14 protein-coding genes are annotated in these 14,563 nt (G+C 71.2%); 7 read left to right on the plus strand and 7 right to left on the minus strand.

Features of this window, described 5'->3' with window-relative positions:
• Positions 1-210 precede the first annotated feature (210 nt).
• Positions 211-777, plus strand: a complete 567-nt coding sequence (locus tag OG214_RS03430) for a hypothetical protein (RefSeq protein WP_405983722.1) — start codon at positions 211-213, stop codon at positions 775-777.
• Positions 778-828: 51 nt separating this feature from the next.
• Positions 829-1,326 (plus strand): hypothetical protein, encoded by a 498-nt coding sequence (locus tag OG214_RS03435; RefSeq protein ID WP_405983723.1) that lies wholly within the window; start codon positions 829-831, stop codon positions 1,324-1,326.
• A gap of 136 nt (positions 1,327-1,462) precedes the next feature.
• On the opposite strand, the gene OG214_RS03440 is transcribed toward OG214_RS03435, so the two are convergent.
• Positions 1,463-3,334 (minus strand): LamG-like jellyroll fold domain-containing protein, encoded by a 1,872-nt coding sequence (locus OG214_RS03440; RefSeq protein WP_405983724.1) that lies wholly within the window; start codon positions 3,332-3,334, stop codon positions 1,463-1,465.
• A gap of 269 nt (positions 3,335-3,603) precedes the next feature.
• Between OG214_RS03440 and OG214_RS03445 the strand changes: the two genes are divergently transcribed.
• Positions 3,604-4,677, plus strand: a complete 1,074-nt coding sequence (locus OG214_RS03445; RefSeq protein ID WP_405983725.1) for a hypothetical protein — start codon at positions 3,604-3,606, stop codon at positions 4,675-4,677.
• Between the two features lie 52 nt (positions 4,678-4,729).
• On the opposite strand, the gene OG214_RS03450 is transcribed toward OG214_RS03445, so the two are convergent.
• Both OG214_RS03450 and OG214_RS03455 read right to left on the minus strand, forming a co-directional pair.
• Positions 4,730-5,593: a helix-turn-helix transcriptional regulator gene (locus OG214_RS03450; RefSeq protein ID WP_363084381.1), complete on the minus strand. Its 864-nt coding sequence runs from the start codon at positions 5,591-5,593 to the stop codon at positions 4,730-4,732.
• 196 nt (positions 5,594-5,789) lie between these two features.
• A complete protein-coding gene (locus tag OG214_RS03455; RefSeq protein WP_363084382.1) occupies positions 5,790-6,740 on the minus strand; it encodes a helix-turn-helix domain-containing protein in 951 nt (316 codons plus the stop codon).
• A 341-nt stretch (positions 6,741-7,081) separates the two neighbouring features.
• Here OG214_RS03455 and OG214_RS03460 point away from each other — a divergent pair, with 341 nt between their 5' ends.
• A complete protein-coding gene (locus OG214_RS03460; RefSeq protein WP_405983726.1) occupies positions 7,082-7,645 on the plus strand; it encodes a protease in 564 nt (187 codons plus the stop codon).
• 291 nt (positions 7,646-7,936) lie between these two features.
• Positions 7,937-9,145 (plus strand): S8 family peptidase, encoded by a 1,209-nt coding sequence (locus OG214_RS03465; protein WP_363084384.1) that lies wholly within the window; start codon positions 7,937-7,939, stop codon positions 9,143-9,145.
• Positions 9,146-9,369: 224 nt separating this feature from the next.
• Here the strand turns inward: OG214_RS03465 and OG214_RS03470 are convergent, their stop codons facing one another.
• Complete coding sequence (locus OG214_RS03470) at positions 9,370-10,800, minus strand: dihydrolipoyl dehydrogenase family protein (RefSeq protein WP_405983727.1); 1,431 nt, start codon at positions 10,798-10,800, stop codon at positions 9,370-9,372.
• Positions 10,801-10,929: 129 nt separating this feature from the next.
• Between OG214_RS03470 and trxA the strand changes: the two genes are divergently transcribed.
• Positions 10,930-11,316, plus strand: a complete 387-nt coding sequence (gene trxA / locus OG214_RS03475; protein WP_363084386.1) for a thioredoxin — start codon at positions 10,930-10,932, stop codon at positions 11,314-11,316.
• Positions 11,317-11,550: 234 nt separating this feature from the next.
• On the opposite strand, the gene OG214_RS03480 is transcribed toward trxA, so the two are convergent.
• Together OG214_RS03480 and OG214_RS03485 are read right to left on the minus strand one after the other, a co-directional pair.
• Entirely contained in the window at positions 11,551-11,820 is a 270-nt protein-coding gene (locus tag OG214_RS03480) for a hypothetical protein (RefSeq protein WP_405983728.1), read from the minus strand.
• A gap of 100 nt (positions 11,821-11,920) precedes the next feature.
• A complete protein-coding gene (locus OG214_RS03485; protein ID WP_405983729.1) occupies positions 11,921-12,973 on the minus strand; it encodes a LacI family DNA-binding transcriptional regulator in 1,053 nt (350 codons plus the stop codon).
• A gap of 208 nt (positions 12,974-13,181) precedes the next feature.
• Here OG214_RS03485 and OG214_RS03490 point away from each other — a divergent pair, with 208 nt between their 5' ends.
• Positions 13,182-13,634, plus strand: coding sequence for a type II toxin-antitoxin system PemK/MazF family toxin (locus tag OG214_RS03490; protein ID WP_363085528.1), 453 nt, complete (start codon positions 13,182-13,184; stop codon positions 13,632-13,634).
• 29 nt (positions 13,635-13,663) lie between these two features.
• Here OG214_RS03490 and OG214_RS03495 read toward each other — a convergent pair whose 3' ends face one another.
• Entirely contained in the window at positions 13,664-14,563 is a 900-nt protein-coding gene (locus tag OG214_RS03495; RefSeq protein ID WP_405983730.1) for a TIGR02452 family protein, read from the minus strand.

Consider the following 14,563-nt stretch of genomic DNA (forward strand, 5'->3'; position numbering starts at 1 on the left):
AGGCGAGAACGAGGATCGGCCACGCGTCGAACAGGGGTACCGAAGCCGACCGGGAGCACCACACCACGGGCCCGCGGGAGCGGGCGGCAGGGTACGTCGGACGGCTCTGTCCGGTGGCCCGGGGTCCGCGGGTGCCGTGTAGTGGAGGGTGCGGCCCCGGCCGGGCGGTCGGTGTGCCGTCCGCGTGAGGGCCGGATCGGAGGAGCCTCGATGGGGAGCACGTCCAGTACGGCCGGTGTCATGGCCGTGGCGCTGCTCTGCGTCGCGGCGGCGGCCGGCTGTGCCGACAGTGGCGGAGGCGGCTCACCGGCGGCGCGGTCCGAGGCACCCGACGGCCTCGCGGCGGACGCGCCCACCCCCTCGGGCCCGTCCTCGCCCGGCGTGGACAGGGACGAGGTGTCCGCACGGTCCACCCCGCTCGGCAGGATCCTGGTCGACGGCGCTGACCGGACCCTCTATCTCTTCGAGGGGGACAGAAGGAACCTGTCCACCTGTACGGGGCCCTGTGTGAAGATCTGGCATCCGCTGACCGTGGTGAAGAGGGCGGCCTCGGGTGGCGGCGGGGTCGAGGAGAGCCTGCTGGCCGTCGCCGTCCGCGGTGACGGCGCCCGGCAGGTCACCTACAACGGGCATCCCCTCTATACGTTCGAACTCGACCGCAAGCCCGGCGACACCAACGGCCAGGGCGACATCTCCTTCCAGCACAGGTGGTACGTCGTCGACACCGCGGGCAACAGGAACACCACCCCGCAGCAGGACACCGGCGGTCTCTACTGATCCCCGCCCCCGCCTCCGAACCCCCTGGCCACCGGTGAGACAGGAGAAGCGATGCCATCAGACACGTCCGTCGTATCCCCCCATCGCGGACGCAAGCTCCGTGTGCTGCGGGGAGCGGCCCGGCTGGTGGCCGCCGTCGCCCTGGCCGTGGACGCCTATGTCCACGCCGATCTCGCCCCCCGCTACGACCTCGTCTCCGAGAACATCAGCCAGGGCACGCTCTTCCGTATCGAGGCCGGTCTGGCCGCGCTGGCGGCGCTGCTCGTCCTGGTCTGGCACCGGCTGATCAGCGATCTCTTCGCCTGGTGCGTCGCCGCCGGAGGTCTGGCGCTGGTGTTCGTGTACCGGTACGTCGATGTCGGCACGCTCGGGCCGATCCCGAACATGTACGAACCGAAGTGGTACGACGAGAAGTTCGTCGCCGTCGTCGCGATGGCGGTCGCCGTCCTCGCCACGGTCTTCCTGCTGCTCACCCACCACTGGCGGCGGGGCCGGGGCGTCCACGCGGGTCTGGGCAACCGCAGGCGCCGCCGCGGCGGGACGTCCTGACGGGACCGCCGCCCCGCCCCCGGCGATGGAGCCGGGGACAGGGCGGCGGCGGGAACGGCGGGGCGGCCGGGCGCCGGTTGCCCGCATGCGGCTACCCGTACAGCGGCTACCCGTACGCCGCTCGCCACTACAGCGTTTACTCGAACGGCGTGAGGAACTCCTTCGGCCTGAGCGCACGCTCCACGATGCGGGTGTCACCGACCCAGCCGTAGAAGCCCTGGCCGAACTGCTCGTCGAACTGGGTCCCGCCGATGACGAAGGGCTTGCCCAGCGTCGCGATACCGGTCGACTCCTGCGTGGGGTTACGGGCGATCTTCGAGCCGTCGACGTAGATGACCGTACGGTGACCGTCGTTGACGACGGCGATGTGCGTCCACCGTCCGACCGGCAGGGCGTGGCTCCATGAGGTGGGGTCGGCGTCCTGGCGGTGTGCGTAGACGACGAACTGGATGAACCGCTCCGGGGAGATGTTGAGGCTGCAGGTGGGCTCGTCGGGCGACCAGCCGGTGGTCTTGCCCGCCTCGCTGTTGCGTCCCTCCCAGCTCAGGATGCCCATCCAGGCGTGATCGCCCTCGAAGGGCTCCGGCAGCTTGATGAAGGTCTCGATGGTGTAACCCGAGGTGAACTTCGTGCTGTTGAGCGGCGCGTTGGCGGTGGTGGTGAGGATGGCGCCGCGGTCGGGGGACTTCCCGCCGTCGAAGCGCAGGCTCGCGTGGGCCGGCTGGCCCGCGTGGTGGTCGTCCGACCAGGTGAGCGCGTCGGCGCCGCTGGAGTGCAGTCGGCTCACGGTCAGGTCGTTGCCGTTGCCGGTCAGATCGCGCGCGACCTTTCCGTCGGCGACGGGCGCGCCCGCCGTGCCCGCGCCCCCGAGCCCGGAGGAGTCGAAGCGCCAGTAGGCGACGGTGCCGCGCGGCATCACGGCGGAGGCCGGACGGGCCGGCGGCGGTACGACAGGGGCGAAGCCCGCGAACCGGGTGGCGAAGTCGATGTCCAGGCTGAACCGGTCGGTGGGACCGGTCAGTTCGATCGTCTCGGCCTCCAGCGGTGTCCGCTTCTCCGGGTTGCGCGCGAGGAACCAGGGCGAGAACGTCTCGACGTCGACGACTCCGCGCGCGAGGTCGAAGGCGTACAGCCGGATCATCCCGGCCCCGCCGTAGTAGCGGTCCTGGTAGTTGGTGATGTGGACATGGACGTCATTGCCCGCGCCGTTGGTCAGGACGGTACGGCCGGGCGGCCAGTAGTGACCGCCGAGCGCGAGGAAGATCTGGTCGTGGTCGCGGATGAGGCCGTCCCACAGCCGCTGCCCGTTGCCCGAGAGCTGGGCCTTGCCGTCGTCGCCGGACGAGGCGATGTCATGGGTGGTCAGGATGGCCGGCAGCGTCGGATGCTGGTCGAGTACCGAGCGCGCCCAGTCCAGCCCCGCGTCGGACACACGCCAGTCCAGGGCGAGGACCAGCCACTCGCGTCCCGCGGCGTTCACCACGTGGTAGCTGTTGTAACCGTCGCGCGAGGAACCGCCGAAGGTCGGCATGGACGCGTAGCGCGCCGGTCCGAAGGCCCTCAGATAGGCGGAGTCACCGCGCTGGTCGTCGGCGCCGTTGATGTCGTGGTTGCCCGCGAGCACGCTGTAGGGCAGTTTGCCGTCGAGTGTACGGAAGGTGTCGGCGGCCAGCTCGATCTCTTCGCTGGTGCCGTGCTCGGTGACATCACCGAGGTGTGTCATGAACGCGATGTTGGCCTCCTTCCGCTCCTTCACCAGGTAGTCGAAGGTCTCGCGCAGCGGCGCCGGGTCGGAGCTGTCGGCGTCGAAGAGGTACTGGGTGTCGGGAAGGACCGCCACCGCGAACCGGGGGCTGACGCTGTCGAACCGACCGGTCTCGCCGCTCGACGCCGCCTGCGCCGGTGCCGCGTCGAACAGGGTCGCCGCCGCCCCCGCGGCCGGCACGGCGAGGGCCGCCTGAAGCAGCGTCCTTCTCGCCGGCTTGCCGTGGTTGTCTGCTGTGCTCATGTCGAACTCCCTGCGCTGTACATCTGTGTCAGCCGCACTGTTCTGATCAGCCATGGCGCGACGATGGCGGACAACTGAACGCCATCTGCCCGTTCGCGGTACGTATGGGCCGGTACGCACGCGAGTGTGCCGAACAGGCACCGGCGGAGGGCGAGTCGGTCTCCGGGCAGGGGAACCGTCCGGTCAGTCACCGCGGCACCGCGCGAAATCCGTTGGCCTTCGGTCGGGGAGCGGGGGGATGATCCGGCCATCAGGGGCAGGGAGGGTGCATGACGGTGTTCACGTGCGCGGGGTGCGACGCCGTGCTGAGCGCTTCGGTCTCGCGGGTCGCGCTGCCGGCCCATGCTCACCAGACCTGGGGAAACGGCGTACTGCTCCCCGTGCTCATGGATCCGGGCACGTACGCCGTCGACCCGGCGCCCTGGGGGCCGCCCTGGCGGTCGTGGAGCGAGGTCGGGGCGGACACGGCGGCGGCCCGTGGCGTGTTCGCGCCGGTGTACGCCCTGTCCTTCGCCGCACCGGGAGCGATCGTCGTCGCGCCCGGTGACACACGCGGCACCGTCCTGATCCCGGAGCGGTGCGACGGCTACTGCTGCGGGCTGGACGGCGGCGACGGCCCGAACCTCGCGTGCGAGCGGTGCGGACGGGCCGTGGCGACCCGTATCGACGACTGCTCGCTCTGGCAGTCGGTGTGGTTCGCTCCGGACGCCGTACGCGCCTTGCCCGCCGACGAGCCCTCGGACGAGCCCGCCGGCCGGGCCGGCTGGGAGACGGCGGCGATGCGGGAGCGGCAGGGCCCGCCACCGGTCGATCAGCGCGGGGACCGGAGCCCGCAGTGGGCGGCGGCCGTCGGGGCAGGACTGGCGTATCTGCTGGCGGCCTCGGCGGGGGCACCCGTGACCGTGCCCGACGGCCTTGTGGCGGACTTCTTCGGCCACGCTCTCGGCGCGCTGCTGCCGGCCGGGGCGCCGGCGAAGAGCGTGGCACTGGCCGGACCGGGCCTTTCCGTCCCGGATCCTGCCCCCGACATCCTGCTGGTACCGCGGAATACGGTGACGGGGGAACCCTGGCAGCCCTCCGGCGCCATGCCGACCGTGCCCCTGCCCGCCGGTGTGTGGCTGCGGCTGGCCTTCCCCGAGGAAGGACCGCGGGTCCCGGCGACAGGTGGACTGCCTGACGGAGTCCTCCGCGACGATCCGCTGCCGCTGCGTCCGGGGAGCCGGTTCCAGCCGGACCCGGAAGTCTTCCTCCACACTCTGGCACGCCTGCCCGCCGTCCGGCAGCCATGGCTGCGCGCGATCTACGACCAGGTGCGGGCCCGTCCGTACAGCTACCCGTTCTAGGGCGTGCCGCGGGGTGATGAGCCGGCGGGCGGGCAGATCGGCTCGCCCCGGGTCAGAACTCCTTGCGGAGCACGGTGAGCAGTTCCTTGGTGCGGCTCGCGGGCTCCGCGTGGGCCACCATGCGGTCCATCGCCTCCATGTGCTCGGCGACCTCGCCCGCTTCGTCCAGATAGAGCGCGCCCGTCAGATACTCGATGTACACCATGTCGGGCACTTCGGGGACGTCGAAGCGGAACAGTACGAACGGGCTGTACGTCCCGGGGTGGTGTCCCGCTTCCAACTCGGCTATCTGGAGCGTCACATTGGGCTGCTCGGTCGCCTCGATCAGACGGTCGATCTGCGCCCGCATCACCGCCGCCGAGCCGACGGGTCTGCGCAGGACGGTCTCGTCCAGGACGGCCCAGTAGGCCGGTGCGTCGGCGCGGGTGAGCAGCGCCTGGCGCCGGCAGCGCAGGGAGACATGGCGCTCTATCCGCTCGGAGTCGGCCGTCCTCCCCAGCGCGCCCGTGGTCAGGACCTGGCGGGCGTAGTCCTCGGTCTGGAGCAGACCCGGTACGAAGTGCGGTTCGTAGACCCGGATGGTCGTGGCGGCCTCTTCGAGGCTGACATAGCCGCTGAACCACTCCGGGAGTACGTCATGGAAACGCTGCCACCAGCCCGGCTCGTTCGCCTCCTCGGCCAGCCGCACGAATATCGCGGCCTCCGCCTCGGACACACCGTACGCGGGCAGCAGGATCTGCAGATACGGGATCTTGAGCCCGACCTCGGCCGTCTCCATCCGCCGGATGGTGGCCGCGGTGATCCGCAGCAGCCTGCCGGCCTGCTCCCTGCTCAGCCCCGCCTTCTCGCGCAGGGCACGCAACTGCCTACTGAGAACGAGCTGCCCGATCGTCGGGGCAGACCGCGGTTCGCTCATGTCCCACCCCCGAGCAACACCACCGTTTTCGGGCAGTGTGCCACAGCAACTGGTATGTGGGGATGCCATGTTGATCGCAGAGTTCACTCGTCATGTCACTTGAGTCACGGACGTCACCGGGGAGCCGCCCCCGGACCGGCGGCACCGGGGGCGCTCAGGCCTCTCAGGCCTCTCGGGGCCTCTCGATGGGCGCCGCTCAACCGCCGGGGCCGCGGAAGGCGCGCCGGTAGGTGTGCGGGCTGGTGCCGACGACACGCTTGAAGCGTTCACGGAAGGCCGTGGGCGAGCCGAATCCCGCCTGCGCGGCGATGCGGTCGACGGAGTGGGTGGTGGTCTCCAGAAGGTACTGGGCGCGGCGGACACGGGCGCGGTGGAGCCACCGCAGCGGCGTGGTGCCGGTCTGTTCGCGGAAGCGCCGGCTGAGGGTACGGCTGCTCATCCTGGCCCGCGCGGCGATGTCCTCCAGGGTCAGATCCCGGTCGGCGTTCTCGTCCATCCACCTCAGGAGCGGTTCCATGAGGGATCCGGACGGTGCGGGCGGCTGGGCGTGGACGATGAACTGGGCCTGGCCGCCTTCGCGTTCGAGGGGCATGACCGACAGCCTGGCCGTGTCGGCCGCGACGGCCGAGCCGTGGTCCTTGCGGACCATGTGCAGACAGAGATCGAGTCCGGCGGCGGCTCCCGCCGAGGTGAGGAACTGTCCGTTGTCGACGTAGAGCACATCGGGGTCGACGGCGATCTCGGGGTGAAGGGCCGCGAGACGGTCGGCCGCGATCCAGTGGGTGGTGGCGCGCAGCCCGTCGAGGAGACCGGTGGCGGCGAGTACGAAGGCGCCGGCGCAGATGGAGGCGATACGGGTGCCGGCCGCCGCGGCCTCGCGCAGCGCGTCGAGCACGGCGACGGGGACCGGTCCCGCGTGCTCCAGGGTGCCGGGGACGATGATCGTGTCCGCCTCGCGCAGCCGGTCGAGACCGTGCGGGGCGCGCAGCACGAACGGACCGGCGTCGACCTCTTCCGTGGCGGCGCAGATCAGGACGCGGTAGGCGGCGCGGCCGTCCGGCAGACGGGTGCGGGAGAACACCTCGATGGGGGTGGCGAGGTCGAAGGAGACGACCTGTTCGAGCGCGAGTACGGCCACGGTGTGCATGGCGAGAGGCTAGGGCAGGAACGGCTCACGGCCAAGGGCGTCGGAGCGGGGACGCTGCGGTGACGTGTCCGTATCGTCCCCACCGCGCGGCGATGTGCGCCGGTGAGCGCCCCTGGATGCCGGTACCGCGCCTGTGCCATGTCGGCATGGTGTCCGCTTTCACCTGACTCGCGGCACCTGGCGAGAATCCGTTGAAACCTGGCACTCAAGCCACTACTGAGGGGCGGAACCCACGCCTAACGTCGGGCACGGCTTCCCGCGCGGTAGGCCTCCGCACCTCCTTCCGATGCCGTCGCCCACCGCATGCCGCCCCAGCCGCACGCCTGAGAAAGCACCCACCTGTGACGAAATTCCTGCTTGCCGTTCATGTCCTGGCCGCGATCGTCGCGATCGGACCGGTCACCGTGGCCGCCAGTATGTTTCCGCCGACCGTCCGCCGGGCACTGGCCGAGCCCGGCGACCGGCAGGCGGTGGCGTGGGTGCGTCTGCTGCACCGGATCTGCCGCGTCTACGCCGTCATCGGCCTGACGGTGCCCGTCTTCGGGTTCGCCACCGCGAGTTCGATGGGTGTGCTCGGGGACACCTGGCTGATCGTCTCGATCGTTCTGACCGCGTTCGCGGCCATCGCCCTCGGCGCGCTCGTACTGCCTCGCCAGGAAGCCCTGTTGACCGAAATCGAGGCGATCGAGTCGACGGCGACAGAGGCAGCGACAGCGACGGTGCCCGGTCACAACACCCCGGCTCCCGCGCCGGCCTCGCCCACGAGGCCCACGAGCCCCGCCCCCGAACCGCCGGGACGCCGGGCGACCGCGCGACTGGCCATGGTCACCGGGATCTTCAATCTTCTCTGGGCCACCGTGACGGTCCTCATGATCATCCGCCCCGGCTCCACCACGGGCGCCTGACACACACCCGCCCTCGGTTCTCGAACGCCACCCGGGCCTCCGGGTGGCGTTCCCGTGCGCCAAAAGTCCTTCATGGCACGGTTCTTGACGTGGGGTCATTGCCAAGTCATTGCATGGCCATGTCATGTCGATGACATGGCCTCAGACCATCTTGTCGGCGCCCCCCACCCTCCGCGATCGTTCTGGCACAGGCGGTGCAGGAATCACCCGCACCGCCTCACGCATACATCCGTATGCGTCCCCCACATTTGCGCACGCACCCCCGCGCACACGTTGAGGAGGACCCCTCACATGGCAAGGATGCGTACCACCAGGACGCGGATCGCGGCCGCGATCACCGCGACCGCGGCAGTCACGGCTCTCGCGGCCGTCTCCGTTCCCGCCCAGGCGGCCCCCGCGGTCGGCACCGTCATCGGGGCCGACTCCAAGGACGCCGTCCAGGGCAGCTACATCGTCACCCTGAAGGAGACGGCCGGTCTCAAGTCCGCCTCGGCCGCGGGCCGGAGCGTCGTGGCCGAGTACGGCGGTACGGTCGAGCGTACGTACACGGCGGCCCTCAACGGCTACGCCGCGAACCTCTCGCCCGAGCAGGCGCGGCGACTGGCGGCCGACCCCGCCGTGGACAAGGTCTTCCAGAACCGCACGGTGCGCGCGTTCGCCACCCAGACCAACCCGCCGTCCTGGGGCCTGGACCGTATCGACCAGACGGCGCTGCCGCTCGACCGGCAGTACACCTACCCCGACACGGCCGGTCAGGGCGCGACCGTCTACGTCATCGACACCGGGGTCCGGATCACCCACCAGGACTTCGGCGGGCGGGCCTCGTACGGTTACGACGCCGTCGACGGTGACAACACCGCGCAGGACGGCAACGGCCACGGCACCCATGTCGCCGCCACCGCCGCGGGCACCGCGTACGGTGTGGCCAAGAAGGCCAAGATCGTGGCCGTCCGCGTGCTCAACAACTCGGGCTCCGGTACGACCGCCCAGGTCGTCGCGGGCATCGACTGGGTGACCCGGAACCACTCGGGTCCCTCCGTCGCGAACGTGTCCCTGGGCGGCGGCGCCGACGCCGCGCTCGACACCGCGGTGCAGAACTCCATCAACAGCGGTGTGACCTACGCGATCGCCGCCGGTAATTCCGGAGCCAACGCGCAGAACTACTCGCCGGCCCGTGTCGCCGCCGCCATCACCGTGGGCGCGACGACCAGCACCGACGCCCGCGCCAGCTACTCCAACTACGGCACGCGCGTCGACCTGTTCGCTCCCGGCAGCTCCATCACCAGCGCCTGGAACACCTCGGACACGGCGACCAACACCATCAACGGCACCTCGATGGCCACTCCCCACGTGGCCGGAGCGGTGGCCGTCTATCTCACGGGCCACCCCACCGCGACCCCGGCGCAGGTCTCCACGGCCCTGGTGAACGGCGCCTCGTCGAACGTCGTGACCGGTCCGGGCACCGGCTCGCCCAACAAGCTCCTGAAGATAGTCCCGTAACGGACCGCCATAGACCGTAACGGACTGTCAAGAAGCCGACAGTGCCAGCGCCCGTCGCCATCCAGGCGGCGGGCGCCCCGCGTTCGGCGGACCGTACGGCCGTATACACACGCGGAACACATCCGCGCGGACCGATCGACCCGGACCGGACCGGACAGGACCGGCCGGTCGACGGCCCGGCAGGCCCCGACCCGGACCGGCCCCCGCGCGACCGGACAGGACCTTTAGCCCCGGTACGTCTCCAGCAGCCGCAGCCACACCTCGCTGATCGTGGGATACGACGGGACCGCGTGCCACAGACGGCTGATCGGCACCTCCCCGACGACCGCGACGGTGGCCGAGTGGAGCAGCTCGCCCACCCCCGGTCCCGCGAACGTGACACCGCGGAGGATCTCACGGTCGAGATCGACGATCATGCGTGCGCGGCCCTGGTAACCGTTCACGTAGAGCGACGCGCCGGCCACATTGCCGATCTCGTAGTCGACGGCCCTCACGCGGTGGCCCGCCCGCTCGGCCTCGGCGAGGGTAAGACCGACCGCTCCGATCTCCGGGTCGGTGAAGACGACCTGCGGAACGGCGCCGTGGTCGGCGGTGGCGGCGTACGGGCCCCAGGGCGCCGCGTCCGGTACGGCCGAGTCCCGGGCCCTGGCCGCGATGGCGGCGCCGGCGATACGGGCCTGGTACTTGCCCTGGTGGGTCAGGAGGGCGCGGCGGTTGACATCGCCGACCGCGTAGAGCCAGTCGCTCCCCTCGACCAGACAGCTGTCGTCCACGGTCAGCCAGGAACCGGGCTCAAGACCCACCGACTCCATGCCGATGTCGTCCGTGCGCGGTGCCCGGCCGGTGGCGAAGAGGACCTCGTCGGCCTCGATCCGCTCACCGCCCGCCAGCACGACCGTCACCGGGCCGGTACCGCCGTCGCGCTCGACCGCGGCGACCGAGACCCCCGTACGGATCTTGGCGCCCGCCTCGGTCAGCGCGTCGACCACCAGCTCACCTGCGAACGGTTCCATCCTCGGCAGCACGCCGTCGCCGCGCACCAGCACGGTGACCTCCGAGCCGAGCGCACGCCACGCGGTGGCCATCTCCACGCCCACCACTCCCCCGCCGACGACCACCAGCCGTCCCGGGACCCGCTGGGAGCTGGTCGCCTCACGGCTGGTCCAGGGATTGGCACCGGGGAGTCCCGGCAGATCGGGCAGCAGGGCACGGGTGCCCACGCACACGGCGACGGCATGGCGGGCGATCAGCACCCGCTGCTCGCCGTCGGGGCCGGTGACCACGACCCTTTTCTCACCGGCCAGCCGGCCGTGCCCGCGTACGACGGTCGCTCCCACGCCTTCGAGCCATCCGACCTGGCCGTCGTCCTTCCAGTTCGAGGTGAACTCATTGCGGCGGGCCAGCACCGCGGGCACGTCCAGCGGGCCGTCCACTTCCTGGCTCAGCCCCGGCATTCCGCGCGCCTCGGCGCGCAGGATCACCGGGCGCAGCAGCGCCTTGCTGGGCATACAGGCCCAGTACGAACACTCGCCGCCGACCAGTTCGCTCTCCACGACCGCCGTGCTCAGTCCGGCGGCCCTGGCACGGTCGGCGACGTTCTCCCCGACCGGTCCCGCGCCCAGCACCACCACGTCATATTCCATCGCTTCCGTCATGGGGTCAGTCTGGTGCGACGGTCGCCGCATGGCCACACGATCTTCGGGCAGGGGCCAAGGAATACCGCGATACCGCCGACGGTTGTCGCATGCGGCTGCCCACCGGAGAGCAGGAAGAGGTAACAGGCCATGGCCACTGTGGAACTCACCAAGGACAACTTCGACCGGACGGTGTCGGAGAACGACTTCATCCTGATCGACTTCTGGGCTTCCTGGTGCGGACCGTGCCGCCAGTTCGCGCCGGTGTACGAGAAGGCCTCGGAGCGTCATGACGACCTCGTCTTCGCCAAGGTCGACACGGAGGCACAGCAGGAGCTCGCCGCCGCCTTCGACATCCGCTCGATCCCGACGCTGATGATCGTCCGCGACAATGTCGCGGTGTTCGCCCAGCCCGGCGCGCTGCCGGAGACCGCCCTGGAGGATGTGATCGGCCAGGCCCGCGCGCTGGACATGGACGAGGTCCGCAAGTCGGTCGCGGAGGCCGAGGCGAAGGCCCAGAACACCGAGAGCGCCTAGTCGCTGCCCGGTTCGGGGCGTACGGAGCCCTGTCCGGTTCGCGGCGTACGGGCGTCCGGCACGGCCCGTGAACACGTGGCGCCGGGGGTCCGCGGGCCCAAGCCCCCGGCGATACGGACCGGTTCGGTCGGACCGGTCCGGCGACGGGGGCGGTGGTGACGCGGTGAGCAGGGTGAGTACGCGTCAACCCGTCGGATACGTACGCCCGTTCCGTCCTCAGAGCCTCGGGACGCCTCAGAGCCCTGGGACGGCGATCACCCGGACCGACATCCCGTAGTCCAGCTCCGCGCCGTCCACCAGCAGCGCTTCCACCGTCAGGGTCTCCGGGTCGATGTCCGCCACCATGCCGTTACCGGCGTACCTCGGATAGCCCGAGGCTCCTGTGTCACCGGTCGCCTCGACGACCGCCGAGCGCAGGGCGTTCGCCGCGCTGGGCGGGCCTTCGTCGGCCTCCGTGAACTCGGCGACCAGAAAGATCTCGAAGCGCTGCGGCACGGTGCTCATGCAGCCGACGCTAGCCACCCCGCGACGGCATCGCATGTCGCCATGTCGCCGCCGTCAGCCGTGCTCCGGGCCTCGCCCGCCCCGGCTCCGGGCCCTGGGCTCAGGTCGACTCGCGGTGGACGGCCCGCGCCCCCATCAGATCGTGGCGTTCCGGCTCGCCGTCCGGGTCGCGGACGACCCGGTGCACGAGTTCGGCCAGCCGCTGTCCCGTCACCATGTCGATACGCACGGTGGAGAGCCGGGGCCGCAGCAGTCTGCCGAGCAGCAGATCGTCGGCACCGATCACGGCCGTCTCCTCGGGGACGCCGATCCCCTCGTCCTGGAGCGCCCGCATCAGGAGCATCGCGTACTCGTCGTTGTACGCGAAGACGGCGTCCAGGCCGAGCGCGCGCCAGCGGGCGGCGAGGGCCGCCGCGGACTCCTCCTCGTACGCGAGCGGCAGCGGCTCGATCCGGGCGCCGGTGCCTTCGGCGGCCGTACGGGCCCCCGCGAGGCGCGGGTCCGCGAACAGGTCCAGGCCCGGTTCCTCCGGCATCACCACACCGATCCGGGTACGGCCGCGCCCGAGGAGATGGGCCACCGCCGTACTCCCGATCTCACGCTGGTCCATGACCAGCGCGTGCGCGCCGGCGACCCGGTGGGGACCGAGGGTGATCACGGCTCGCGCACCGGACCGTTTGAGCAGGTCCACTCCCTGCGGGGTCAGGGCGATCTCACCGAGCGAGACGACGGCGACGGGCCGCAGCTCGGCCCAGGCGCGGGCCGCCGTGTCCCCGTCCATGCCGAGACTGCCGTACTGCACCACGGTGTAGCCGAGCCGCCGCAGAGCCCACTGGAGCTCGTTGAAGAAGGCGCTGTACAGGGGCCCGACGGGGACATGGGCCGCGGGCAGCAGCACGATCCCGGTGTGCCCGGCGCGCAGGCTGCGGGCCGCCGCGTGCGGTACGTACCCCAGCCGCTCCGCGGCCTCGCGCACCTTGCGACGGGTGGGCTCGCTGATCCGGACGGCCGAGGTGTTGTTGAGCACGTACGAGACGGTGGCACGGGAGACACCGGCCAGCCGTGCCACATCGGCGCTGGTCGGGACCGGACGTTCGACCGGGACGGGGCGTACGGCGGAGTGTGCGGCGGACTGCTCGGGGAACGGGCTCATCGCTCCCGGTATCTTTCCAGACACCGCGCGGCGGGGTCCCCCGGATGCCCTGAACCGGTGCACACCTTTTCGACTCAGGTGTTGTCGATGACACGTGTTGTCGACGGGACGTGTTGTCGACGGGACGGGCGGGTGCCTGCCGTACCGGGCGACGTCTCACCCGGCCCCGGCCGTCGGAGCGCTGCACGGACGTTCTAACGTCGTGCGGATGACGACCTTCTCCGACGCCTCCGGCGAACTTCCCGGCCGTGCCGGTCCCACCGCCACCGTTGAGGCCGATCCCCGTGCTGTAGGGCCGGTCCGCACCTCGTACGCCCCCGAGCACGACGGCGACCCGGACCCCGGCGAGATCGTCTGGACCTGGGTGCCCTATGAGGAGAACGACGGGCGGGGCAAGGACCGGCCGGTGCTGGTGGTCGCCCGTGAGGCGGCGGGCACGCTGCTCGCCGTCCAGCTCTCCAGCAAGCGCCATGACCGCGACCGCGAGTGGGTGCCGATCGGGGTGGGGCCGTGGGACCGCGCGGGGCGCGAGTCCTGGGTGGACGTCGACCGGGTGCTGCGGGTCCATGAGCGGGGTATGCGGCGGGAGGCGTGTGCCCTGGACCGAGGGCGGTTCAATCTGGTGGTGAACCGGCTCAGGGAGCGCTACGGCTGGAGCTGACACCGTTCACACGGCGCCGGCGGACGGATCTACGCGAACGCTCGCCGGAAGGCCCCCAGTGTGGTCGCTCCCGCCGTCCGGTCGAGCACCGCGAAGACCACCTCGTCGAAGCGGTCCGCGAACCGGCCGTCCCCGGTGAGCTGTGCGCGGAACGCCTCCGCGACCGCCGCCGGGTCGTTGCGGAAGACACCGCAGCCCCAGGCGCCCAGCACCAGCCGCCGGTAACCGCGCTCCGCCGCCGTCTCCAGCACACGCTCCGCACGGGAGGCGAGCGCGGCCGGTATCCGGTGGACCTGCTCGGGCGCACGCCGCGCGATCACCCCCGCGTTCGGCGCGGCCGAGGTCAGAAAGCCCACGTGGTACGGCGTACCGAGCAGCCGGCCCCGGTCGTCGCGGAAGACCGGCACACCCGGTGAGTGGATCACACGGTCGCTGTAGAACGGGCTGCGGTCGGCGCGGTGGTGGGCGTAGAACTCGGGCACGCGCAGCAGTGTGGTGTAGAGGGCGGAGCCCCGGCAGAGCGCCTCCTCCTGTGCCTGTGCCCCGTTGAGATAGCCTCCGCCGGGATTGCGGGCCGAGGAGAAGTTCAGCACGGCCACCGGGCCCGTTCCCGCCGCCGTCAGCCGTCCCGCCGCCTCAAGGCTGCTCTCACCGGTCACCTCGACCGCCGCCGTCACCCGGTTCACCGTACGACCCGCCGTGGGACCGGTACGACCCGCCTCGGGACCGGCCGTTCGACCCGCCGCCGGCATGGCCGCCACAGCCGGAACCGCGACCCCGACCGGTTCGGGGCCGTACATCCGCGTGCCCTTCAGCGAGGCGTCGAGTGCCGTGCGAATCACCACGTCACGGCCGTCCGGGGCACGGTACTTCCCCATTCGGACGATCTCCTCGGTTTCTTTCGCGATGCCCCGCAGCCGTGCGCTCAT

It is taken from the genome of Streptomyces sp. NBC_00872, assembly GCF_045161915.1.
Lineage (GTDB): Bacteria > Actinomycetota > Actinomycetes > Streptomycetales > Streptomycetaceae > Streptomyces.

What these genes read in the sequence shown, in the direction of transcription:
- OG214_RS03430 (WP_405983722.1), top strand. Translation starts at nt 211, where the DNA reads ATGGGGAGCACGTCCAGTACGGCCGGTGTCATGGCCGTGGCGCTGCTC.
- OG214_RS03465 (WP_363084384.1), top strand. Translation starts at nt 7,937, where the DNA reads ATGGCAAGGATGCGTACCACCAGGACGCGGATCGCGGCCGCGATCACC.
- OG214_RS03490 (WP_363085528.1), top strand. Translation starts at nt 13,182, where the DNA reads ATGACGACCTTCTCCGACGCCTCCGGCGAACTTCCCGGCCGTGCCGGT.
- OG214_RS03470 (WP_405983727.1), bottom strand. Translation starts at nt 10,800, where the DNA reads ATGACGGAAGCGATGGAATATGACGTGGTGGTGCTGGGCGCGGGACCG.
- OG214_RS03480 (WP_405983728.1), bottom strand. Translation starts at nt 11,820, where the DNA reads ATGAGCACCGTGCCGCAGCGCTTCGAGATCTTTCTGGTCGCCGAGTTC.
- OG214_RS03485 (WP_405983729.1), bottom strand. Translation starts at nt 12,973, where the DNA reads ATGAGCCCGTTCCCCGAGCAGTCCGCCGCACACTCCGCCGTACGCCCC.
- OG214_RS03495 (WP_405983730.1), bottom strand. Translation starts at nt 14,563, where the DNA reads ATGAGCGCACGGCTGCGGGGCATCGCGAAAGAAACCGAGGAGATCGTC.
- OG214_RS03450 (WP_363084381.1), bottom strand. Translation starts at nt 5,593, where the DNA reads ATGAGCGAACCGCGGTCTGCCCCGACGATCGGGCAGCTCGTTCTCAGT.
- OG214_RS03455 (WP_363084382.1), bottom strand. Translation starts at nt 6,740, where the DNA reads ATGCACACCGTGGCCGTACTCGCGCTCGAACAGGTCGTCTCCTTCGAC.
- OG214_RS03440 (WP_405983724.1), bottom strand. Translation starts at nt 3,334, where the DNA reads ATGAGCACAGCAGACAACCACGGCAAGCCGGCGAGAAGGACGCTGCTT.
- OG214_RS03445 (WP_405983725.1), top strand. Translation starts at nt 3,604, where the DNA reads ATGACGGTGTTCACGTGCGCGGGGTGCGACGCCGTGCTGAGCGCTTCG.
- OG214_RS03435 (WP_405983723.1), top strand. Translation starts at nt 829, where the DNA reads ATGCCATCAGACACGTCCGTCGTATCCCCCCATCGCGGACGCAAGCTC.
- trxA (WP_363084386.1), top strand. Translation starts at nt 10,930, where the DNA reads ATGGCCACTGTGGAACTCACCAAGGACAACTTCGACCGGACGGTGTCG.